General features: G+C 53.1%; 1 protein-coding gene. It reads right to left on the reverse strand.

Annotated elements, in window-relative coordinates:
• Positions 1–25,761, reverse strand: a complete 25,761-nt coding sequence (locus C5Y83_RS10895; RefSeq protein ID WP_214608616.1) for a CARDB domain-containing protein — start codon at positions 25,759–25,761, stop codon at positions 1–3.
• Positions 25,762–25,923: the final 162 nt, after the last annotated feature.

Genomic DNA, 25,923 nt, shown 5'->3' on the forward strand with positions numbered 1-25,923 from the left:
CTAAGGTTCTTCGCCATAACGGAGTCGCCATTCAAGATAGTCAGCATCGTCGATGTCTCCATCTTCGTCCATGTCGAACACTTCGTCGTAGATCTCGTCGCCCTCAACGCTGCCATGTCGTTCGAACAAAAGGTTTCGATCTAAGGTGTCTACCATCGCGTCACCATTCCAGTCAGCCATGAGTCGGTGGAAGTCATGGGTTGCAAACGCATCATCAATTAAATCGTTGTCGGTAAGTGTTGTGCCAGTCGCGCCGATCACCAACTCTGTATCGAGTTTCAACTGATAATAACTGTCATCGAGCATTGTTGACGAAGTGCCGCCAAAGCCGTCCAAGGAAAGATCGATTGTCAACGCATTCAGGTTATCGTCGTACTGGAATCGACTTGTTGTCAAATCAATTTGTATATCACTGTAAAGTCGCACGGCCTGCAGGATCGTGCCGTCAGAGATTAGTTGCGCCAAATTTGTACTTCGATTGAAATAGATCGTGATCTTTTCGATATTCGAGCGTTGGGCATCTCCATCATTAATCACAACTTGTTCAATGGCCAGGGAATTATCTTGGGATTCCAAGGTAAACGACTCGGTTTTGGCATCGTTCCAATTCCCGGCAAGGTCGGCAACCTGCGTACTGACTTGCATGACGTTGACCGTTCCCTCGGAGAGTTGATCCCCATCCTGGCCATAGAAATAGCGAACAACTCCATCCCCCAGCAATTCAACAGCATCGATGGTGACTCCCGCGATCGTTACGTCATTGACGTCGAACGTGGTCGGATCGATTCCGGCGAGACCCGAATCGCCCCAAGTCACGTCGACGAATCCGGGGTCTTGGGAAACGACTGCTTCGTTCTGGGGAGCCAAAAGTGTTCCGGTCGGGGCTGCCGTATCGAGACGGAATGTGGAAACGAACTCCGCGCTCGTGTTTCCTGCCGAGTCCGAAGTTGCTCCGTTTAGGAAACGAACGTTGACGATCCCATCCGGCAGGCTTTCGCCAGTGTGATCATAGAAGTAGCGGTAGATACCATCGGATTGGAATTCAACGGCGTTCGGTGTAATCCCGCCGATGGTCACATCGCTTTTGTCTACGGTCGATACGCCGAATGCCCCATACCCAGGATTGTTCCAGCGAACATCAATGTATCCCACGTCCTCGTTGATGAGTGAGTTTTCGACCGGCGAAAGCAACTCTGGGATCGGCGGAGAATCGTCGAAACCAAAGCTATAAACGCTGCCCCCATTGAGGTTGCCGGCGGTGTCGCGGACTTGACCCGGCACCAACTCGACCATGATCTCACCGTTCGGTAGCGACTGGCCATCATCGGAGTACCAATACCTGGTACGACTGTTGCCAAGTGCCTCAAAGCGATCGATGGATACTCCGGAAATGAGAATGTCGTCGAAGTCGAACGATTGTGCGTCGAGCACTGACTGCCCGAGGTCATTCCATTGAATGTCGACATAACCGACATCGGAATTGATGGTGGTATTGGCAACTGGGGCCAACAATTGGCCTGTCGGAGCTTGCGCGTCGACCCAGATAGTCAATCCTGCCTCGATAATCTGTTCCCCGATTGTCGATCGGATGGTAGCCAGGTTCTCGCCATCTTGCAGCTGGATATCGGCAAGGGTGAAATTGCCTTCCGCGTCAGCAATTGCCGAACCATCGTCGAATCCGTCGTTATCGGTATCGATGAGAATACTCGAGTTAGGCCGTGTTTTGCCCGAGAAGGTAACGTTGGAATATTTGGTGAGGTTATCGCCGACAATTCCGGAATCGCTGGCTGGATCCAGTTCAAAGTCAAGATTCAGGATCTCACTGGTCAACAAACGCACGTTGTCGATTTCAACCCTGCTATTGGCTTCGCCAAAACCGAGCAGATCGAAGTACAGCAAAGCGGTTGTCCCTGCCGCCACCTGGTCGAGTGAGACGGTTACCGTGAAAGAACGGTTAGGAGCGATGGTGGAATCCGATTCGATGTTGGGAATGGATACATCATCGCTGAGCAAGATGTCTCCGCTTGTTTGCAGATTGAGGAATGCATCCGAACCTGCGTAGTCAATCTGCGAGACAAGTGATTGCCCTGTCATTGCATTGAGAATGGCTGCCTCGAAGGCATCGTGTGGCCCGGTGGCATTCTCTCCGAACGAAAAACCAATCATGTCAAACTGAAGAGCGGTTGTGCCTTCCGGAATGATGAACGCCTGGCGAACGGTTGATTGGCTGCGGGCGTTTTCCTCCAAGATCAAAGTGCCGTTGTCGATGGATGCGGTGCCAGCGAATTCCCAATGGGGAACTGTGTTGCTACCAGTCATGGCGAAATCGCCGTTCAGTATTTTGCTTTGCAGATCATCATTGACTGCCATGGGTAAGGCCGCCGTGAGCATGCTCGCGACGCTGTGGTCGGCCAGTGGTTGATGCGAAACGTAAATTGGTCGAGTAATTTCATCAATCACTGCCAACAAGTCCATCAGTGATATGCGGCCGTCCTGGTTCACGTCGGCTGTCGTAGATGCATTCGCAAAAGTTGCGTTGCCTGCACGGTATTGCTGCGCGAGGATATCCACCAGCATTTGGACGTCACTTTCAGCAACTCGCCCATCGTTGTTCAGGTCTCCCCATGTTGCTGAAAGCGTTGAATCAGGACCATTCGCTTCTGTCCCGGAATCCGAGTTCTGGTCGTCGACCGACACATCGGCAACCGTGGGCAGACGTCGCGTGCCAGGCGATAGTTCGCCCGACATGATCGAAGTCGTGCTCGCCGAAGTATGGGACAGCCCTAAAACGTGCCCGATCTCGTGCCCCAAGACCGTGAGAAGGTCCATCTTGCCAAACGCCTCGCTCCCCTCCAATTCAACAAACTGCTGGGCCTGTTCATCCCATTCGAATTCCTCGTTCGTTTCTGGAGTGGCGTCGATGAACCAACCGTGCCCAGCGGCGTTAAGGTCCAGCGTGATCTCCTGGCCGGAGACGAGGGCTAGATATCGTTCGGCAAGTTCATCGAATTGAATGGTTATTGAATCCGCGGCTGTGACAGGGAGTTGGCCACCGTCGACCGCGGACCAAAGGCTTAAAGCATAAGACTTAGCGAGATCGGCTTGGTGCGCATCAACAGCGCCCAAGTCGCCGGCCGAGGGTTCCAAGCTTTCGCCCGATGAGGACAGCGGCTGGGAACCGGCTTCGTAATAGGAGGCGTTTGCGGGAGAGATGAAGGTAACGTTGTCAATCCAAAGGTTGCTTTCAGTAGCCTCGCCTCCAGCCTCAAGGGCAAATCGGACAGTCACGATTCGATCTGATAAGGATTCAGGGATATCTACTCTTTGGCCGTGGAAATTATTCGTTGGTGTACGAATGTCAATCGTTGTGCAATGAGAAAGTAGTGGCCCTTCTAGCTGATCTGAATCAGAGATACAAACGCTGAAGACATCATCCTCACTAGCGTCCGCTACATACAATTCAAAATGGAGTGATGTTACACCCGAGGGTAAATACATTCGGTTATGCTCGATTGCATTCTGTTCAGCTGAACTCAGAAGTGTTGCTACATGACCGTGCTTTTCAGCGACCTCCAGCGACACCGGTCTAGTTCCATAAGCTTCTCCCAAGCCTGGCCATTCCGGAGGCTTGTTCTCCCATAGCTCCTGAAGTTCTCGCAAGTCTAGAATCCGATTATCTCCCTCAATGGCGGTGCCAGGGTACTGTTGATCGATATTGGCGATGACAGTCATTCCTGTCCCACTGAAGCCACCGTGAAATGACCAGCCTGGAATAGCTTGATGCTGCGAGTACTGATTTCCTTCATCGGAACTTGTGAACGTTGTGAGGGGAAAACGTGAAACGTTTGATGTGCCAAACTCGAAACTTCCATTAAAAATGCTTGGTACCTTTGCGCCAGAAACTACGACTTCCTTATCAATATCTGTAACTTGTTGAGTGGCCGGGTGCGTATTATCGACGGCATTGTCACCCAAAAGAATTGCGCGGGGAATAGTTGCATCGGAAGGTCGTCTTTCGTCGCCACCACCTGTGGTTGTGAAGAACCAACCTGTTCCGCTACCTTCCCACGGTGCATCGATGTCTGCATAGATCCATCCGTCGTCGGTGGATTCACCGGCAGTGTACCAGGGGAAAGTTGGAACTAGAAAGGGTAAGTCGCTAATTGCCTGCCCTGCATTGGTATTGCCTAGATTCGCGTATGCCTGTGCGTCGTACTTGGTACGTATAATGGGCTCAATGCCCGTCGTAAACTCCTTGATTCCAACGTCAATGGTACCGGCATACCATCGCCAGACACGACTATGCGGTCCAACCCCAATTTCACCAGGAAATTCCAACTCAAAATACGCAAGCAATTCTTTAGAAGATGAAATCAATCCATCTTGAATGGCCCCTTTCGGCCCATCAATAAGATATCCTGCGGCCGAATCTAAGGCGATCTTATCTAAAGCGGATTGCAATTGCCTGAATGCATCATCCGCCCGAAAGCCAGAACGATTGTTTAGGCTGATATTCATGTCTGCATCGAGTAACCATCGTCCGTTCGGAGTTAGACTCGCTACGTGTAGGAAATTACTCTCGGAAAGGATCTGGTAATAGTTGTCCGCGAAGTCAACATTCTCCCATACTCTCACCTCTGGCTCCTGGAAGTCGCCCCAGGCTGCTCCGCCGATGGCAAGGTTTTCTTGGGGGAAATCGTGTACGTCAAGCGTCGTCGAATGGATGGACGGAATGTTTGGAAAGTAGGTTCCTAGTCTTTGCAACGCTTCGCTCGTGACGATGGTACCTCGACTGTGCGAGATGAAATGAAAAGGTGAGTCAAAGATTTGATGCTCTATATTCAAGTCGGCGAGCGCAGCAAACAATGCGTCACCCGCTGCCTCCGTGAACCCTGAGTCGTCGATATCGGATTCGGTGATCCAATCAAAAACTAAAGCCAAAGCTTTCCCAGGTTCAGGTGTATCACCAATCCATTTTCCCGTTTTCGGCTGATACCGCAGGACGGCACCTCCTCCGCTGGAACCGATGACAAGATCGGCCATCTCCTCAAAGTGAGCGATCGAGGTCGGCTTATCGCGTGCCGTTGAGGGAACGAACCCATGAACGAGCACGGTGACGTTGCTAAATGATGCGCCGGAAACGGGATTTTCGGCAGGTTCGACGACAAAGGGGGCCGAAGCGCGAATTGTTCTTCCGTAATTTCCTGGTAACTTGGCTTCAATCCCCCAATAGTAAACTTGCCCAGCTGTCAGTTCCCGAGAGACGGGAAGCTGATAGAATCCATCGTCGGCAAGTTCTCCGTTTACAATCCGATTAGGGTTTCCATCCACCTTTTTTCCTTCTTGGAAGAAAACCTTTTCACGAACGGATGTCCAAAAATCACTTGATGGAAAAAGTCCACTTTCATCATCCACACGAACATCGGATGGGAACAGCCCACTTCCTTCTGGGAGAACGCTGACGAAGATGCGATATTCGGTATCTTCTGGAAGGTTTATCCCCTCCCATTCAAAGCGGGGCTTAGTCTTGTCTGTTTGGATCGGCGAAATGAGGTCAATAGCAAAGTCGTTCTGAATGGCAATACCGTAAGGATGGTTCCCGATTGCAAGCGGTGCTTTTTCTGAATGTGTTACAAATTCGTAGGTGAAATCGGGGGATGCTGGATTGACTTGCAGTGCGGCACGAACGTCGATTGCCAGGTTGCCGTCTGTGTCGTGGGAACCACCAACGAGGTCGTTGATGGCGACGCACTCGTAAATGGACGCTCCACACGCTTCTGAATCGCTATCTTCGGTACCAAGTTCAGCCGCGATTGCATCGACGTCGTAAATGAATACCATTCCGTGTTCGAATTGTGGATCTTCCGGATCTGAGGGGATCTTGAATCGCACCGAAGAATAGGTGACATAAAGTTGACTGCCATCTGCTGTCAACTTGAGATCCATGGGAAATCCACTTGGAATCGGACGAGTCGCGGCGACAAGCTCCGGTTCCCCTTTGAGCCCCAACGGGTCCTTGATGATTCCAATGTTACTGCCACCGTGATAGTTTGAGACCAATTGTACGCCTGGGGGGACGGGGCTTATGCGTACTCCGTGACTTCGTACCGGGTTGCCAAGATTTCGAAGCCCCACCCCATCAATGTAGGCGAAACTTGCTTCTGGGATGGTGACACCTGTCACGAAGGCGTACTCCATATCGGGCGTAATAACGATTTCGCGGGCATTCTCAACGTCGAAATTGTCCGGGTTAACTCCGAGTTTCAGGTCAACGTATGCGCCAACACTCCATTGTTCGCCACTACGTTTGAGCACGCCAACTCCTTTAGAGTCTGGTCCTTTGTAGTTGGTGAAAACAAACTTATCTGGATCGGGTGTCGAGCTAAGTCCATGGGGCAAACTTTCGACTTCAACCCGAGCTTTTTCTTCTCCCATGTGTGACGGAACCTCGCCAAACGCAAGCGTCTCGTCGGGTGACGGCTGGGGATCAATATTGACTACCAGGATAGAACCGTTGCCGAACAACTTTCCAACATAGTTTTTCGTTTCCGGCGCTGTCGCAATCAACTCGAGCCCATCCGCCGTGATGGCAAGACCACGAAGACCCATGCCGTGCCCACCCTCGACAGGAATCAATTGTTTGCCCGACTTTTGTAGAACTCGATGATAACTCTGGGAGGATGGGTCGATATCGATAACGTAGAAGCCGTCTTTCGTGCGATCTGATACGTAAGCAAAGCGATTATCCGGGCTCAGAATAATGTGACTTGGATCCGCTCCAAGTGGAAGTTGGATCTTGGTAGATCCATTCGACTCTTTCTTTCGCAACTTTTCCAAATCCGTGTCATCTTCCAGCACCGGCTCATCTGGCAACACATCCAATATTTCACGACGAGTGATTGTGTCGATGACCCCGATCGCGGGTGAATCCCCTCCGACAACGAAATAAGCTCGCGTGTTGTCGTCGGATACGGCGATGTGCCGTTGCGTACCGACGGCATTCGAAATTGGAATGGCTCCCTCGATTTCGTACTGATTGTTATTCGATATTGGGTCTCCATTGTTGTCTATGAAGCGTGATCTCGCATCGATCACGGTTATGACGCGTTGGCCCGCGAACTCACCTCCGCTTGCTTGGGTCTCCATATCTTTTTGAGTAACAAACGCATATCCACCTCGTGCTGCGAGCTTCAATGAATTGCTATCTCGGACCTCAATGACTTCTCCATCCCAATCTTTAGTGTTTTCATTCCATGCTCTAGTAGTTCTCCGAATGGAAATCGACGAAGTCCCAAGTACGATGTTTGTAGGCACCTTTAAGGTGACTATGGTTGGTAGATGGACGTCGACGCTTTCATCGGATCCCAGCACGATAACGTCTTTACCACCAACCACCGTATCTTCAACGTCGGGCCCGCCCACCTGAAAGACAACGGAAATCTCGGTATCACAACTCAGCGGTCGACCGGTGTAGCAAAAGTTCTCCCCAAGTAAGTTAAGACGTAATTCCTCGCCACTTCCTGACAAATACGCTTGATTTAGAACCGGTTGACGGCCTATGACGTCAAATGGCGAAACCTTGTTCGCAATGAATTCTTGTATTTCTTCCGCATTGGTCACGTTTACGGCGATTGGGGTCGCTTGCGATACTGTAGAGTTGAACTGTATGACCTCCATCTCGTGGGTACCAATAAGCGCGTGAGCGTATGCTGCCGCTGCCTTGAATCCCACAAGTCCGGGGTGGAATTTCGCTCCGATGGCAAATACCGTAGAGATCGCACTGAAGCCTTTATCCGCAAGCACTACACTCTGGGTCGCACCGTCTTGGAGAATTGCCGCGGGCACTTTCACATTGGCGACTCGCCAGTCCGTTTGATCCTCTGGGCAGGCGTAGACGTAGCGCCCCGTATCTTTGACGAGATCAAATGGTGGCGATGTTGTGCGAGCAAAGCCGTCATCACCAACGACGGCGACATCCACTTGAAGTAACACGGGAAAGAGCTGGCCGTTTTCGTCGGGAATTTCGTCAACCCGATAGATAAAGATCAAGTCACCCGGACTACGATCGGGAGAAACCGGTATCGTTAGCTGGATGGGTTGGGCGAGCGTTGTGTCGCCTAGATTAATTTCATGCGCCCCCTGGAAGATAAGCGTATCAGGCAAGGTTGCCGGCAGTGCGTCTTCTGCAATAGGCGTAATGCTGACGTCTTTCGCCTCCGACAACGCGTTGGGAGGTATCTTCAGCAGTGCACCATCACTAGCTGCGAGAATGGCGCCTTCGGCACCAACAGATTGCGTTCCGACAAGTGGAGCACTAATGGAGATCGGGATTACTGATTCCGTGGGCCCATTGATCACGATGATCTGAGTACTACCAATCCCATTGGCGGTAACGATGCCATCAGGCGAAACGGATGCAATATTCGGATCGACGACAAAATAGATCGTCCCAACATGCTGGGTGAGATCTACGGTATCCGCAAACGTGATTGATAGTGGCCGCTCTTCCGCGACCGGAAGCGCGATGGCTTGGGGATAGCTATCGATGCCGCGTACCGCCAAAAGCAGGCTATCGTCGTCCAATTCAACATCGACGCCCACCGCGGTATAGGTACTGATACCGTCTCGTGCCGCGGAGAGGACCGCGTTGCCGGGGGACTTGGCCAGGATCCGACCGGTTTCGGTGACAGAGAAGATGTCCGAATTGCTCGATACCAGTGACACGTACGACAAGGGCAACGGAACATCGGCCTGGTCGGTAAACTGGCCGATGAGTTGGACGGCAGTTGCCTGACCGCTGGCCAGAAGTGGATTTCTTTCGACAAAGTCGAGATGCGTGAGCGGGGCATCGCTGACATTAATGGATATGGTCCCGACTTCCGATTCATTGTAGCCGTCGAAGGCAACAAAGCTGACCGTGGCAATTCCGTCGAAGTTCGCGGCAGGTAGGAAAGCGATCGAGCGGGCACCATCGGTCAGGGTAGCGGTTCCCCCATTGGCCGAGATGAGACGATAAGTGACGAAATCCCCCTCGGCATCCACTGCCAACTGCTGCGTGCCGATAGCGACTTCCAGGTCTTGGTGAGTTTTGGTCGCTGCATTTTCAGGGGTAGGCGGCTGGTTCGCCGTAAAGAGGAAATTGTTGGAAAGGATTTGAACGTCACTACGATTGATGGTTCCACTACCATCCAAGTCCCATTCAGCCTGGTAGTTGGGGTCTGCTTGTGCGGTACCTAGCAACGCTTCGAGTTGCTGCAGGTCTGTTAATGTGACCGATCCATCAGCGTCGACGTCTCCGGCAATGAAGAGCTTCAAGTTGTATTCGCCGCTCGGATTGGAAGCTTCGGCCGCCACGTTAAGTGCGTGGATGCCGGATCGATCGATGGCGAATAGTGCGTAGGAATGGTCGGAAGAGGTTGCCGACGCCACGGGGGACAGCCCTTCAATCTGTGGTACAGAAGGGGTCAGCGTGCTACTAGCCGACTCGATCAAAACGCCAATGAGGACTTTTCCACTACTGGTCGAGCGAAGTTCTGAGTCCAACACATTGAACAAGTAGGTATGTGTTTCGCCGTTTGCCAGGCTCCCCGCAGTGCTTGTGTTTGCGAAACGATACGATGTGCCCAAGGTGCCGGTGACAGGGGTTGTCGTAAGACTTGGTTCGTATCCAATGACTGCCCCAGCGTTTGCTGATTGAATGACCGACAGCCGACCAGATTGATCCGAGCTATATCCGAAGCGTTGCGTGTCACTTGTCTGGCTGTGGCGAACGGCAGTGAGGTCACCAGCTGGTGCGTACTCGTAAGTGACGGTCTCGCCCGACGTTGACATGATCTGGCCGATGCGTCCTTCCGCTTCAGGAATGATGGTCGCACTTTGACCGTTGGGACCGAAAATTCCGGAGTCACTTAGGATGAACGTTTTGCCTGAGGGGGTGATGATCCGTTGCGTTTCTCCGGTTGGGGAAAGCTGATACCGGGTGCCGTCGTTTGCGATCAGCGTGAAAGCCGAACTCGCGAACTCTTGATGGGCAGGATTGTAGGGAAGTGCACTGCCGAGTTCGTAGAAGCGATTGCCCGCTAATGTTAGTAACGCAGCCGAGGATTCAAGTTGATAGTCGACACTTGCATCGGCAATCCAGTGAGGGCGATAGATCTTGGCACCGGTAACAGATTCTGCCTGAGGAGCAAAGGTGAATCCCACTCGCTGACCGTCCGGCATAGTGAGATAGAGACGAGTCCCATTGGTGTACGGTGTGTACGTCCCCAGCGACTCATGCCCGGTAAGAGGCGTATCGGTTTCAATCCGGAAGTCCCGTTCTGCCCATGACCAGCCGTTGCCAAAACTTCCGGAAGTTTGCGATTCCAAGGAGTCGTAACGTCGGGTGATGGTCAGAGACTCATCACCGAAAGGTACGGTTAGATCGATATACGTGTTTTTATATTGCTGAGATTTCGTAAGCGAATTGGTTTCAATGGGCACTTCGACGGTTGTGGTTCGGCCATCGAAATCGACCGCCGTTAGACGCAACCGATATATGCCGTTGGAGAAGAGAGCAGGATTGAGCGTAGACAACACCCCGTTGGTTACCGTGTTCTCTCCCGTCGCGAGGCCGACAAATTGGTTGCTTTGTCCCGGGGCGATTTCGAGACTCCACTGATCGAGATTGGCATCCGTAACGGTAGCAACGACTTCCGACAGGGAAAGAATCCGTGCGTGATCCATGGTCGGGTGGAACGACACCACGGGGGCCTCGGTGTCGGTGCCAGAACGGACCTTAATCGTCGCCGCTGCCTGTCCCGTGTTTCCGAGAATGTTCGTTGCTGCTGCTGTTACGGCGTACTTGCCGGCTTGTGCTGGTATAAATTCGCCACGACCGTTCTCGTCGATCTGAATGGGCTGGCCGTCGACTTCGATAACGATATCCGTCACGGCGACGAAGCTGTCGGTTTGGGCCCTGACTTGAACGCGTTGTCCTAGGATTACGGGAAAGCTTGGGGTGAGAATTAAATTCACGTAGGGGACTTCAAGCGTTAACCCTGCCCGCAAGTAGGCGGACTTGGAAACGGTTGCCACTCCATCGGAAAGCGAATACTTGACGACATAGTCACCTACCTGGCCGGGACCAGGGGTCCAAGTTACTACTCCCGTTTCCGTATTAAGAACGGCACCCGCGGGAAGCCCGCTTGCAGAATAAGTGAGGTCGGCATTTGCGTCAGGGTCCGTCCCGATTACGGAGTAGGTAAGCATCTGGCCGACAACTACGGCCTGATTACCCACTTCGATGGCTGGGCCCTGATTCTGATTAACGATCGAGATCAGAACATCGAGCGAATCGCTGGCCCCAGAGGGATCGACGACGGTGATGGGGATGACGTAATATCCCGCCTGTTCGAATGAAGGTGTCCAGAGGAATTCGCCGGTATTGACATTCAGTTCGGCACCTTCTGGCAGCGAATCCGATTGATACAACAATGAGTTATTATCAAAATCATCGGCAACAATTGAGAATGTAAAAAGTTCTCCTTCGTAACCCGTCTGTAGGGTAAGCGGAACCAGAATCGGAGGCTGATTCTCGTTTTTCACCACGATTTGAACGGTTTGCGTAGTCGTCAAATTGCCGTCGGATACCGACAGAATGATGTCCTGATAGGTGCCCGCATCAAATAGATTGGGAGTCCATGATAGGACGCCGGTCAATGGGTCGAGCTTAGCGCCGAATGGCAAGTTCGGACTGGAGAAGTAGAGCGGGTCACCATCGGGATCGTAAGCCGATAGGGAAACGGAATACGCTTGTTCCTCGCGAATGGTGATATCCTGGATCAGGTCAAGGACCGGTATCGCATTAGATTCTCGGACCACGATACGAATGGTCTCTTCCGATGCCAGCTTGTTGCCGAGATCGCCATTGCCGCTATCCTCAACTCGGAAAGTGATATCGTGGAAACCGATGTCGGCGATGGTTGGCGTCCAGTTAAATGTCGCTTTGCCATAAGTCAATTCGGGAGACAAAGATGCGCCGTTTGGTAGACCTAGCGTACTGAACACGAGCGTGTCTTCGTCCATGTCGGACACATCCAGGATAAATGTGAAGGGATCTTCGACTACCGCCACTTTGTCACCGATGGCTGACAGAATCGGAGGTTCATTCGGCGATTCGATGGTGACCACAAAGGTGTAGCTGACCGTAAAATCTTGGTTGCCATTGCCCGATTCAGCAGCATAGAGCGTGATAGGATAACTACCTCGGTCGTTGACTCCTGGTGAAAATACGAACTTGCCGGTCCCGTCGCCAAACGCTTCAAACGTTGCGAATTCCGGAATGGGATACCCTGGCAGGCCGGTAACGTGCAAGCTTATCGGGTCGTCGTCTGCATCGATTGCTTCGATCGCCAAGTCAAGCGTATCACCTCGCTGTAGGGTGATGTTCTCAATTGGCGTGATCTGCGGCGGACGATTCGCATTGGTAACGGTAAGGCTGATGGTGGTAGTTACTGTTTCGACTACTCCGGTGCCATCCCCGTCATCGGAAGCTTGCACGGTGAACTGATAGCTGCCCGCATCCGAGTAGCCTGGAAGCCAAGTGAACGTTGCCGTGTCCGGATCAAACGAGGCACCCTCAGGGAGGCCGAAGGCCTGGTAGGTGACAGAGGGGGTAGAGGCGTCGTAGGCTGTCAGGCTTCCGTCGTACAGTCGTTCAGGGAAAACAAAGGAAGGATTATCGGGATCGAATGCTTGGATACGAAATTCGATGAATTGGCCTTCCTGTCCCAGGATGGCATTTTCATTGGAAAAGTATGGTCCTGCGTTCGCGTTTTGAATCGAAATGTTCGTTGTGGCGTAGGATCCTAAGGTCCCATCACTGACCAGAAAATTCACCTCGTAGTCGCCAAACTGATTGAAATCTGGCGTCCAGGTGAACAGGCCTGACAACGGATCGAAGCTTGAACCTATGGGCAGCCCCAATCCACGATAGTCGAGCGCGTCACCATCGACGTCCGTTCCTAAGACATTGAAGCGAATCGTTTCGCCTTCTCGGCTGATCAACGTCTCCGGGGCTGATATTTGTGGAGGTTGATTGACTTGGCTTACCAGAAACATTGTTGAGGCAGAGGTTTCCAACTGGCCATCGGACAGAAAGATTCGGATCGAGCCGTAAGTGCCCGCCTGGTGATAGCCTGGTTCCCAGCTAATCGTATTAAGCGAAGGGTCAAAAATTGCGCCAGGCGGTAGATTCTCTACCCATACGACGACGTCGTCGCCGTCGACATCATTAACGGTCAGGTTCAGCTCGATGAAACCTCCTTCCTGACCAACAATCGCAGCCGGAACCGGGGCTAAGGATGGGGCGTGGTTGCCTCCTTCGACTGAGATCGTAAACGACTGCGATTTGAAACCACCTCTTGTGTCGTAAGCTCTTAAGACGACATCCGCTTCAACCGGGCTGTCCTCGTCAGGCGTCCAATGCATTGCGCCGGTTGATGGATCGAGTTCGAGGCCGTCTGGCCCGGTGTAGAGTACGTAGCCAACAACACTTCCATCGGGATCGGATGCATGGGAATTGTAGATGTATTGTTCACCGACTTTGGCTTCGAGCAGTGGTGACGTATCGAAGACGGGTGCCATATTCGTCGTCGGCAGAGTATAGATCCCATGCTCTATCGAAAGCTGTTGCCCTTCCGGATTGAAAATCGTAATCGTCTGAGAAGTGATTGATTCGCCTGAGCGCAGGAGGCCATCCGGGAGATCCGACGAAAGATCGAGTAGCCAGTAGTCGTCCGTTTGTTCCTGGCCTGCCGGGACCGGATAACCAACGAACCATGGTTGGTAGTCCAGGACTAAGAACAGTGGCAGTGCCAAATCGAAATCACTCAGATTCGTGACGGTTACGTCATACGACACGGTTTGTTGGAGGCGATCGGATCGCGACCCTGAGAACTCGATGTCGACGAGGGCTGAAAAGTCAGAAACCGTCGTGAAGTGGGTCGTGTAGGCCGACTCCATCTCGACGCCCAAATCACTCTGCAGTGTTGAGGCAATGGTCAGCGTGTACTCGTCTGGCTGAAGGGCGGATGTTGCCAGAATGACGGAGTGATTCGCCGCGTTGTAAATGGCCGATGAAATATCGATCACGCCAGAGGATGCACCGACGAGCGAGTAAATTGAGGGATTCACTGCCGAGCGCACGTCGTTGTCCGGACCGATAAACATCGATTGGTCAAACGTGATGGTGATCGACCCCAATGGTAACGCCGCGATGCCATCTTGAGGCGGGTTCGTATAGGCGACACGTGGTGCGATAATCGGAGACAGAGCATCGACCTGATTGGATTGACTCAATAGAATACGACCGTCTGGCGTGGCCCGGACGATATCTCCTCGTGTCCCTCCCGACGCGACTACCACTCTTTGCAGTGTGGCAAGATCGACCATCGTCAATTCACCACCACTGCCGGCGAGTCGCCCCTGGTTGCTCGAAACAAAGAGGAGCCCCGCCATTTGCGATCCCTCTTGTCCGAATGTCAAACTATCGATGGGGCTATCGAATTCGACGACAGGTTCCGGTTCTCCGAATTGATCGAATTTGACCACCATATCGCGCTGCGGCCACGTAACGCCCCACAGTTCTCCTTCGGGGCTGAACGCCAGATTGCCAACACGAAGTTCACTGAAAAGTTGGAACGTGCCCGCGACGGAATCGAATTTCGCGACACCGTCAGTCGTTGAGACGTAAATCTCATCGGTAACGGGATCGATTGCGACCGATTGTGTGATGCCTTCTCCATATTCGTCCAAGATGTCACCGCTCGTAGCATCCAGCAGTAACAAAGGACCGCCACCTGTTGCTGCCCACAGTCTCCCTTGCGAATCGAACGCCAGATCGAACACCGGGTGGGAGAGTTCCTTGATCGGCTGGCCGACGTTGCCACCTTCAAGGGAGACTTCATAGAGGAGATTTCGGCCAGCTCCTCCACTGATGAGCACGCGACTGTTCTCGCGAACGGCGATCGCCATTGGGCCAATACCGGCTTCGCTTGTCGGTATTCCGTAGGCATACGCCCGCGACGTAAATGGTCTTAGAACCGATCCGAATTCGGACGGCTGCGATGTCGTAGCCGAGGGAATACCAGACTGGACAGCTAAGAAAATCTCATTGGTTGATGGCTCAGCCGACGGCTCGGGAGGGGTGCCGGTAAGCAGGGTACTTGTCTCTTGGAAATATTCGGTGCTGCCGAGGTTTGCCGATGTGCCATCAGCAGGAGTGGAGACACCCCGAGGTGGTGCCTCGCGATTTCCCGCATTATCGGTCGCGAGAACGAGGAATTGGTAGCTGCTACCTGCTTCCCCGCGAAATGTGGCATTGTCGATGTGGGTTTGGCTCAACCATATTTCAAAGCTTCCGCCATCTTTGGCGACGTATACGGTTGCGTGGCTTACGCCCGAACCATCTTCTTCGTCGACCGCTGCCCACGACACCTCGTAACTGCCGGCGCCGATCCCCTCGACCTCTAGCGTTGTTTTCGGCGCGGCAACATCGACACGGCTGACAACCTGGTTGGTGTCTAGCGGGGCGGCATTGTTGAGAAGAACTCTTGCGGACGCAACGATTTCGTTGTCCGCCGAGAGATTCGCCAACGGGGAGATGCGGTAGGTAACAAAGCCTGCTCCATCGCCACTGGCATTGTTGGGAATCAGAAGTCCGACGCCGGGGTCGGCGACCAACTCTCCGGTCGCTGGATCGATTGCCTGCAGACGCCAACTGGCGATTCGTGTGTTCACGTCAACACCGCCGAGCACACGCAGGATAAACCCTTTGCTTGCCGTAAAATCGAAATCGGCTTGAAATGTGCTCAGATTGTCTGGGACATGAACTTCTAGATCTCCGATCTTCAAATCGCCCAAGCGAAACGAAGCGATATCCAAGTCTTGATCGATCTCGGAAAGAACGCGGACCTCTGCGGTTGTACTGGACGACGAGGCGTCGTTGGCGAAACTGATTGTGTAGGGAAGCGATTGCCCCGCCGGTACGAACTGCTCGACACCGTAGCCAAAGGGACCGGTCATGGCCGCATTGGGGGTCTCGGAACCGGCACCTTCAAAGAAGCGAGCAAAGTCTGGAGCCTGAATAGGGCTCGAAGGGGGAATGTCAAGCTGCGCACTTCCAAGCTCATTGCTAAATGGCACATAAACATTGAATGCCTGGAAATGTGTCGGATTAGAAAGTCCTAAATCGAATTCGGATGCCTCGTAGGGCTGCGTATACGTCGCTTCTGGATTCGATGTCGATTCCAATCCTGCATCGTGGCCGTACCATTGGCGGATCTGCTGAAAGAAACCGATCAAGTCGCCATTGGTGACAATTTCTTCTCCAATCGGACCTGCTAAAACTCCTGACGACAAGATCGCCAGAAGGCTGACAACCTCCGTGTTTTCGCGTATGGGAGGAACGTCGTCTGCGGCGCGGAGGACTCCCGCTTCTTCCAACGCAGCGAGATAGGCTTGTGTCCAAATCTGCGTATCGGCCGCAAGAACTTTCAAGCTTTGCGATGCCGATTCGTCTTGGATGATGGCTTCACGCAGCGCGAGAGCTTCCTCTGTTTGCAGAACAATGAACTCCCCACGCGAGACAGCGGTCGCAGAGGCCATGATCTGCAACTGGAACGCGATCAGGATGGGATCAATGGTATCCAGAAACGAACCTGCGTACTCGGAGTAGGCTTCGCTGAGCTGCGGAAAGAATTCGTCTAGCTCGGTCTGCTGCGACTTCAGTTGGGCACTCAGGGCTTCGTAAAACTGATCCATGACCGCCTGGAATTGTGCGGACTCTTTATCGATGAGTTCCTGCAGGCCCGGGTAGGTATGGATATTGAAGGTCAGCCCGGTAAAGTCTCTGGTCGCTAAGTTCGGCACGATGCCGGGGGCGTAAATCCGGCCGATCTCGTCCAGGGATGCGTCGCTGTCGGTTGGCAGGGTAATCGCGGAATTCAAACTGGCCCAGGGGATGCTATTTAACGTATCGAGGTTGGGTTGGCCCCTAAGATTTGACGTAAAAGCAGCGTATCGGAAGCCGAATAAGTCGGGGTTGGTGCCTAGCTCTGGGATGCCCAACTGAAAATAGATATAGGGGGCATCGACGTTGCTGATATTGTCAACGGAAAAGCCGTAGGTACCTACTTCGCCCGGTTTCAGAACACGTGGTCCTCCTAGGCCGATCGTAACATCGGGGGCGATCGCCTGCTCGATGAGGAAGCGATAAGGAAGCGTGGCCTCGTCTCCGCTGGGGTTAATCACCTTGACATCGTAAAGTCCGTGCGGGGCGTCGCGCAAGTCGAAGGTCGCGATGATTCGCGTGCTGTCGATCACTTGATACGAGACCGCTTCAAACTCGCCAAATCGCGGCCGGACCAGTTTGGGAACGGCCCCGGCATCGAATTGTGCGCCGTAGATGGTGGTCGTTACCCAGCGAGAGTCGCCTCCCACATCGGACACAATATCGGTGACTTGGAAGGGAAGCAACTCGGCAATCAAGGTGACCGGCGTATCGTCTGCTGGTTCGGAATATCCTCGAACTAGAACATAGTACGTCCCCGGCTGTGTGGTCGTGAGGACGGCGGCTTGCTCTGGACCAAGCGATCCGGAGTAGGTGGCGTCGTATTGGATGCCCGTGGGAACGTCTCCAAAACGGATGAATACTTCGTTGGCTGCTGCGCGAGCCTGGGAGTCGATCGTAACACGAAGTGTTTCACCTGCTTCAACATCAACTTGGTACAGCCGCACTTGTCCTGTACTGAGTGTCGTTTCGAGAGGAATACCTAATTGTATCGTCTCGACGGTAAGCTCGAGTGTTCCGGACGACGCTTTGGCATTGTTGATTTCCTTCTCTGCCTCGAAGACGTCGTCTAGCACGTCCGAGCGTACGATGACCCGATACGTTCCGGGATTGGTCGGCGGAATAGCAGCGGTGAGGCTCGCCGTGTAGCTTTCACCCACTTCCAGCCGATAACGGTGACTCCCGGCTTCACCTGCGATGCCTGGGAATTCGACCCGTCCCAACGGAACGTCGTTAATATCCCATTGCGAATCCAAGGATAAATAGAGTGCGTCGGTCCATCGACCAACCGACGCATTTGGGCCCTCGTTGGTCACGGTCCAGGTGAACGTGGCCTCTTCTCCCACAGTACCCGTGCCCGGAAGCGAAATCTCGCTTACTTGGAGATCCGAAGGCAGAGGTGCCTCGATGACCAGTGGGGGGATCGCTGCGCGGCTGTTGTTGAATTCTTGGTCGTGCTCAAACACGTTTCCATCAGGACGAAGCGAGCTTCTGACGGGGTCCACTACGACGATTACGTAATAGGCTCCTTCGTAGTTGCGAGGTAATTTGAGCTCTCTTGATACGGTGTACGAACCTCCTGGCAGCAATTCGTTGCCGTCAGAGGAATACGTCCCCAAAAAGAGATCCGCATTGAGATCAAGATGCGGATCTCGTGACAAGTAAACAAGCTCATCCCAGCTAGCGGATTCGAGTGTGCCTCCCAGGCCTTTGTTGGCAACGGTATAGGTAACCTCAAAGTTCTGGCCCGACGTGGCTCGCTCTGGGGTGCTAACCGCGGTGACTTGGAGATCTGGTGGTTGTGTGAACGTTACGCTTAACGTTTCGGTCGCGGAATTGTTCGCTTCCTGGGAAAACTCTTGGACTCGGCCCATTGCATCAAAAAGGTCAGCGCAGCCAACGATATCCACGCCGTCAACGGCGAGACATGACAGGGATGCACCCTTTCGATCAAGCGCAATACCACTTCCGTCCGTGTTCACCTTATCGGCGACATAAATGTTGGAGTCAACAGAAACAAGGATGTAGAAGTCGCCGTCAATGAGCAAGGGCAGTTCGACATCAAGAGTCTGCATGTAAGACTTGCCAGCGCGAAGTATGTCTCCACTGATACGCTTTTCCCCCAGAAACCAATCGCTCGAATCGAGGGTCTTGTCGGTGGAAAGGAAGACGCGATCGTACCAAGGCGTTTCGACACTAATTCCATTTGACGCAGGATAAGTGTCTGCGTTGCCTACATTGGTCACCGACCAACTTACCGAGATGTGTTCACCCGAGTTCGCCTGGTTGTCTGACAAAGACATGGACGTGATCTCGAGATCTGGTTCTTCGAACTTGATCTGAACGGCATGAGAATCTCGGTTGTTAAGTTCTGCCGGGGCGACCCCTCCCCCTGTGATAAAGCCACCTTCAAATACCGAGCCACGATTCCATCCGTTGGCGGCTGAGTAGAATCTGTAGCTTGCGGAATTACTGCTGTCCGATGGTAATGTAGGCTCGTACTTTGCTGGATCAGGGATAGGTATTGCATCGGTCCAGACGTAAATGTAGTAATCTCCGTCAAGTCCTCTCGGCAGCAGAACCGTCTCTGATTCTGTATAGCTGACCCCTGTGCCTAAGCCGTTTGCATTGCTGTGAATGCTCTTCTTGAGAAGTGTGGACTCTTCTAGGGAAAAGGTTGGAAGCCTGGAGAGGAAGACATATTCTGTCCAGAACGGTGTTCCCGACCAGACTGGTGCACCATGGTTCGTCACGGTCCACGATACGTCGAGCGGTTGACCTGAGACGGCATTCGATCCCAGCGTGATTGCGGAAATCTGCAAGTCGGAAGCGGTCCCCGTGATAGAAGTCGTGGTGACGGCTGCGTTGTTTCCTTCGAATGGGCCCTCAAATACAAAAGAACTACTATCGGTTTGGACGATGATGAAATTGCCGGTGATTTCGGGGGACAAATCAAACTGCGCCTCGACCGTGTAGCTGCCATCTACCGGAAGAACCCCCTTGTGCTCGACATTGTCCAGCAACCAGGTCTTCGCGTCGGGATGAGCAAGGTCGCTGTGTGAGGAGATGTAGACACGGTCGTACCATGTATCGGTCTGAGTCTTTCGATTCCCCTGGTTTTCAACCGTCCAACTGACGGTAATTGACTCTCCCGCTGTTGCAGATTCATCGGCGACGACCTGGGACACGACCAAGTCTGCCGGTGGCGAGAGAAGCAGTGTCAGCGGTGTCGCTTTATAGTTGTTGTTGTCAAGTTCATTAGGGTCGTCCGGGTTAACATTGGTATCGCGGGTATCTTCGGTTACCAAGTCATAGACATCCGTCCAGGCGGTGATATACCACTCGCCTTCGATCACTCTCTTACCGTCAATCAGCGGTAGCTGCACGCTTCGAGTGACGTCGTAGCTCTCGCCAATCGCAAGCGAACCGCTGTGTGAGAACGTCGAGAGCAAGATGTCGCCACGACGGCTATCAGGCCGATTCTTGTCCTTAGAGAGCCAAATCGAGTCGGTCCAAGAATCATGGTCGGTTTCTCCAAGCCCCAGATTGGTGACCGTAAAAGAAACCTCAATCGTACTGCCATCGTAGACTTCGTTAGGCGAAATAACCTTCGAGGTCACCAGGTCGGACGGGGGTAGCGGATCGACGTAGATCGAGGCAACCGAGATATTATTGGCGTCATCGACAAACTCTTCGACCTGGTCGTTGGCATCCGTTGCAACCAGGATGAAAACGTTGCCGCGGTATCGTTTAGGGATCTGAAATGTCGGTGCGGTAGCGAGATACTCGTCTTGAGGGGCAAGCGCGGCGAAGTTGCTCATCTCGCCAATCAAGATATCGTCCGATGTGAGCTGGTTGTCGAGGGAAAAGTAGACCCGATCTGTCCAAGTCCGATCCGTGGCGAGTTCTCCCTTATTCGTCACAACGAATTCAATGTCCAAGGTCCCGTCCGCCGATACGGTCGTGGGGGCGATGATTTTACTAACCTGTAAGTCGGGATGTGGTGGAAGACTTACCAGCGTGATCTCGTCATTGAGAAGGCTGTTGTTGAGTCTGTCAGCGGGAGATTCATATAGGGAGGAGGTGAAGTTTGTCTCCACCTCGACTCGGTAGGCACCTTGGATTTCGGTGGAGAGAGGTATCTGTTCAGCGCGTGTGTAAGACATTCCCGCGCCTAGTGGCGTTTGTGTCTGGAATATTCCCAGCAGGATTCGAGGCTTATCACCGTTTTCTGTAGGGGTGAGGAATACCCGATCACTCCAGTACCCATCGGCGGATGCGGCACCAGCGTTTTTGACGGTCCAGCTGACATCGATCTTCGATTGAGCCGTGGCGACCGGAGGCGCGATGATATCTTCAACAATCAGATCTGGCGAAGGAGCCAGGGAGATCGAGATAGGGTCGGAGATGGCTTGGTTGTTGCCGATACGGTTGAACTCGTAGATGCTGTTATGGGGATTGGTGTTGGCAACCAGATAGATGGTTCCTTCCAGGCCGTCAGGCAAAGTGAGTGTGCCGGTACGCATATAGCTGGACTGGGGACTCAACGCTCCAAAATGTTCGGAAGTAAGACTGACATCGTCGATGATATCGAGCCCTGCCGGATCCCGTGCGACCTGGATGGTATCTAGCCAACGCGCCGAGTCCGTCACAACAATTCCGATATTGGCCACTTCCCACGAGAAAGAGAGCGTTTGACTGCTCAGCCCCGAAGTGGGCGTGTTGAGGTCTAAAATCACCAAATCAGCAAAAGGAACCGGACTGATTTCGACAGCGTTATCGCCTTCGGCAAAGTTGTTGGATTCACCGGCGTATTCGAGGACCTCGTTGTCAGAGTCGCTGACAACAAAGACGTGGTACGTTCCCTTTAGGCCAAACGGCAGGAGTAAATCTTGCGCTTGCGAGTAAGACTCCGAGACATCCAACGCCCCAACATGACGGAAGACGCCGAGCGTAATGTCATCGCCGTTGCCGAGTGTCTGATCGGACGATAGCACAACGCGATCATTCCACGCGTTTTGACCGGCTCCGGTTCCTTGGTTGGTGACCGTCCAACCCACAGAAATGGTCCCTGGATCTCCAATGACTAGGGAAGACGCCGTTACGTCGGTAACGGCCAGGTCAGCATGCGGCGGCAACGAAAGTGTGATCGGGCTGGACGCAAGGTTGTTCGACGAGAAATTACCATCGACGGCAAGGTTGGCGTCGGTTCGGACCAGCACATACCAATCTCCGTCAATGCTGTCGGGTAGCGTTACGGTGAGAGACTGGGAGCGTTCGTTACTTGCAGGAATCGATGTGACGTGTTGGAAGTTACCAAGCAGCAGATCGTTCGCGTCGAGGACCGCATCTTTCGACAAATAGATTTGATCCTCGAAATCGATCAGCGTTGGAGCAGTTCCGATATTCTGGACTTTCCACTGGATGGAAATATTCTGCCCAGCCGTTGCCTCAGCAGGAGTGTCCTCGATCGTAGCTTCGAGATCGGTGTGCCCCAGGGTGATTGTTGGCCCTGCAAATGTGTTGTTGTCCTCGCGTCCAAGTTCATACACATTATCCAACGCGTCCGATATCAGGATCAGCTGATACGAACCGTCCCCGAATGTTGGTACAGAGATTTCGATCGATTCGCTGTATGCCGCTGCCGTGTCGAGATCGGCAGTGTGCTCTTGTGTGTGAAGCAGCGTGGCACTTGCCAGACTCCCATCGGGAGAGATGTAAAGTCGATCGATCCAATTTCCGGCCGCTGCAACCTCTCCGACATTCTCCACGGTCCAATCAAGCGTAATGGTTTGCCCCGGCTGCCACTCGTCAACAGATGTCGTTAACGATGCAACTTCTAAATCGGGGGATGGAGAAGAAGCGATGGTAAGTGGGGCTGCGGAAATACCCAGATTGTTCGATTCGTTGAGTTCCGACAAGTTCTCGTTAGCATCAAGTGCCACGAGCAAGTAGTAAGTGCCGGTGGTATCGAGTGGCAGTGTGACCGTTTTGGTTGTATCGAGACTTTCACCCACCGAGATATTGGTAAGATGCGTCGAAGTACTTAGCAAAATGTCCGAGGCATCGAGCATTTTGTCTTGCGAAAGATAGACTTGGTCAATCCAATTGGCGACCGCCGTACCCGTTCCGATATTCTTCGAAAGCCAAGCCAGATCAATCGCCTGACCGGAAAACGCACTCGCTGGTGACTGAATCGACGTGATTACAAGATCTGGTTGGGGAAGCGGACTGATTGTGACAGTCCCCACGGCAAGTGCCACGTTGTTATCTTCGTAGTTGAATTCATCAACCGTATTGCTGAAGTCCGTTCGGAGAAAGACATAGTAGGTCCCGCTCAAGCCGCCGGGAGTCGTAAACTGCTCCGAGCGCGAATAACTACCCCCAGCGGCGATCTGTTGCGAGATCCCGTAGGAGTCCAAGACAATGTCGCCGTCATCCAAGACGGAATCTTGGGAAAGAATGGCCTGGTCAAACCAAAGCTGCTGCGTCGTAGCACCGATCCCTGCGTTCTCGACCGTCCATTCCAGCTGCAATGGTTGCGTCGCATAGACAGAATCTGTAAGTAGGGTTGCCGTCACGATTCGAAGATCGGGGTAGGCGAACGGCACGATCGAAATCTTCTCAGAGCTTATCTGCGTGTTGTCGGTTTCTGAATCGCGTTCGTAAACGTTGTTCTTGCTATCGGTCGTGACGATTACGTGGAACAGGCCATCCAAGTTTGCGGGTAGCAGCCCCGTCCAATTCGCATCGTAGTCTGCCCCAGCAGCCAACGATGAGTCTCGTAGTACCTCCGCTAGAAGAATGTTGTTTGGGTCGTCCATTTGTCCCGTGCTCGAAAGCAACAGACGATCGTACCATTGATCGATCTCATTTGATTGCGTGCCATCATTTGTCACTCCGGAACCAGAGTTTGTGACACGCCACTCAATGGTGATCGGTTGTTCTGAAATGCCGTTGGAGGGTAACGTGATATCGTTAACGGCGAGATTCGCCGAGGGGGTCGCAGATACAGAAATGCTTATCGGCGAAGAGACGTTGTTCGATTCAAAAATGAATTCCGGGACATTCTGATTGCTATCGGTATGGACGAATAAATAGTAGCTACCACTCGCTCCGATTGGAATTTGGACGGTCGTATCAACCGTGTAGCTATCACCAGCGTCAATCACGCCTGCGTGACCGTTTGATACAAGCTGGATATCGTCAGAGTCGCCGAATCGATCGTTCGTTGACAAGATAACGCGGTCGGTCCAAGTCGACGTCCCAGTGGCAACAGCGCCGAAGTTTCCAACCGACCAGGAAAGAGAAACCGATTCGCCGCTGGAAATCGAAGTTGGGGATTGGACGTCGGTGACGTAGAGATCCGCGAACGCTAGGTTTGCGGTGGGTTGGATGGCAACGTCGAGGAGGTATTGTCCAAAGGGACCAGATCCGGACGTAGCGACGACAACGGCGTAGTATTTCCCAGTCGTCGTGATATCAGCGCGAGCTACCGCGTCGGATGGGTTCGTCGCAACACTAATTACCCGATTGGACGCATCGCGAATCTCGACGATTGCGGAAAGACTACTACTGTCTGGTAGGCGAGTGCTGAGTAAAATCGTATCGTCCGCGTTGACGACACCGAGGTCTATATAATCTTCGTCAACATTGCCAGATTGACCGGCCATGATGGTTCCAGCAAACGTGCCGAGCTGTTGGTCACCTAGTTCAGTCAGCGTGATGGGATCGGCGTTGGAAATCGAGTCATTGTTGTAGTTGGCGTCCGATTCGAGATCGATGTCACGGGCACGTTCGACGCGTATCTGGTAAGAGCCGACGTCATCAAAGTAGTCACCAAACAGTTCTAGGTAGAAAGTGCCATCTTCAGTCACTTGATAGTGGCTGATGTACGAACTCTGCCCAGGACCGCTATCCCAGTCGTAGCGGATGAAATTGTAGTTAGCGTCATAAAGGTAGATGGCCGAGTCAAATGCTTCAGCGCCAATGGGATCGATGGCGACTGCGATCCTGTCTCCTGCCTTCGCCTCAAACGCCCACCAATCTGTATCTCCCTCCGGATCGATCGCCCCTAGGCCACGCCCAATGGCCAGGCCACTTCCGGGCGGATCCTCAAATAGTTCCATGCTCGTAGCCTGATCGAACGTATCATTGGACCTGCCTTCTAACTGGTAGACATCCGGTAGATCGACGGTGAAATGACGTACGAGAGGGATCTCTCCGTTCCCATCCAAAGGATGCCCGGCGACATCTGTCAGTGAATCTGTCAACGTGAGACGATATTCACCGTCGCCAAGTGGGCCATCGGCGACGGATAGAGAGACGTTCGTTCCCCACACGTACGTAGGAGAGACTTGCAAATCGTATCGGATGTCATCGGCGGTATCGAATTGGCCATCATCACCCGCCGCCCGCAGGTCCCATCCATTGAATGGATCGTTTGGCAGCCGATCCAGAATGTCCGGTATTCCATCCGCATCCGTATCGGCACTAGAGTCCAACTCGATCAGCCCTCGAAAGAGATCGAAGTTGTAGGTGTCGTTAATCCAAGAGCCGTCATCCATTAACAGAACATAATCGCCGTAATTCTCGAAGTCCTCCGTGGGGTACCCGGCATCCCAGTTCGTATAGCTAGCCGGATCACCACTTGCCCAAACAAACGTCCCTTCTGTGACCGAATCGGACAGGCCAATCCAGGGGTATTCATTGCCGAATGTATTGGTCAGAAAGTCTTGTTCGGCTTGATCGTTGATCGTGACCAGGTTGCCTCCCAGGGACTGAGCGTATGCCTGGGCGTCTGGCCATGTCATCCAATCGGGGGTCAAGGCATACGTGTGCCCCTCGTAGGTCGCCACTTGGAAATCAGGCGTGTTGGCGGTCGCCGGATCAAGGCCCTCACTGAATGTTACTTCGAATCGACTGATCACTTCATCGGTGGTCCCACCCTCGGCGGGAAGCCGGCTGATATCGACGACCTGGGGTGGGACAACATCGGCGATCTCGATATCGAGCAGGTACTGGGCAAAAGGACTTGAGAGCTCTGTGTCGGAACCGCCAGACGCATCGACCTCGACAATCGCTAACAGCGG

Origin of the sequence: Blastopirellula marina, from assembly GCF_002967765.1 — a bacterium.
Classification (GTDB): domain Bacteria; phylum Planctomycetota; class Planctomycetia; order Pirellulales; family Pirellulaceae; genus Bremerella; species Bremerella marina_A.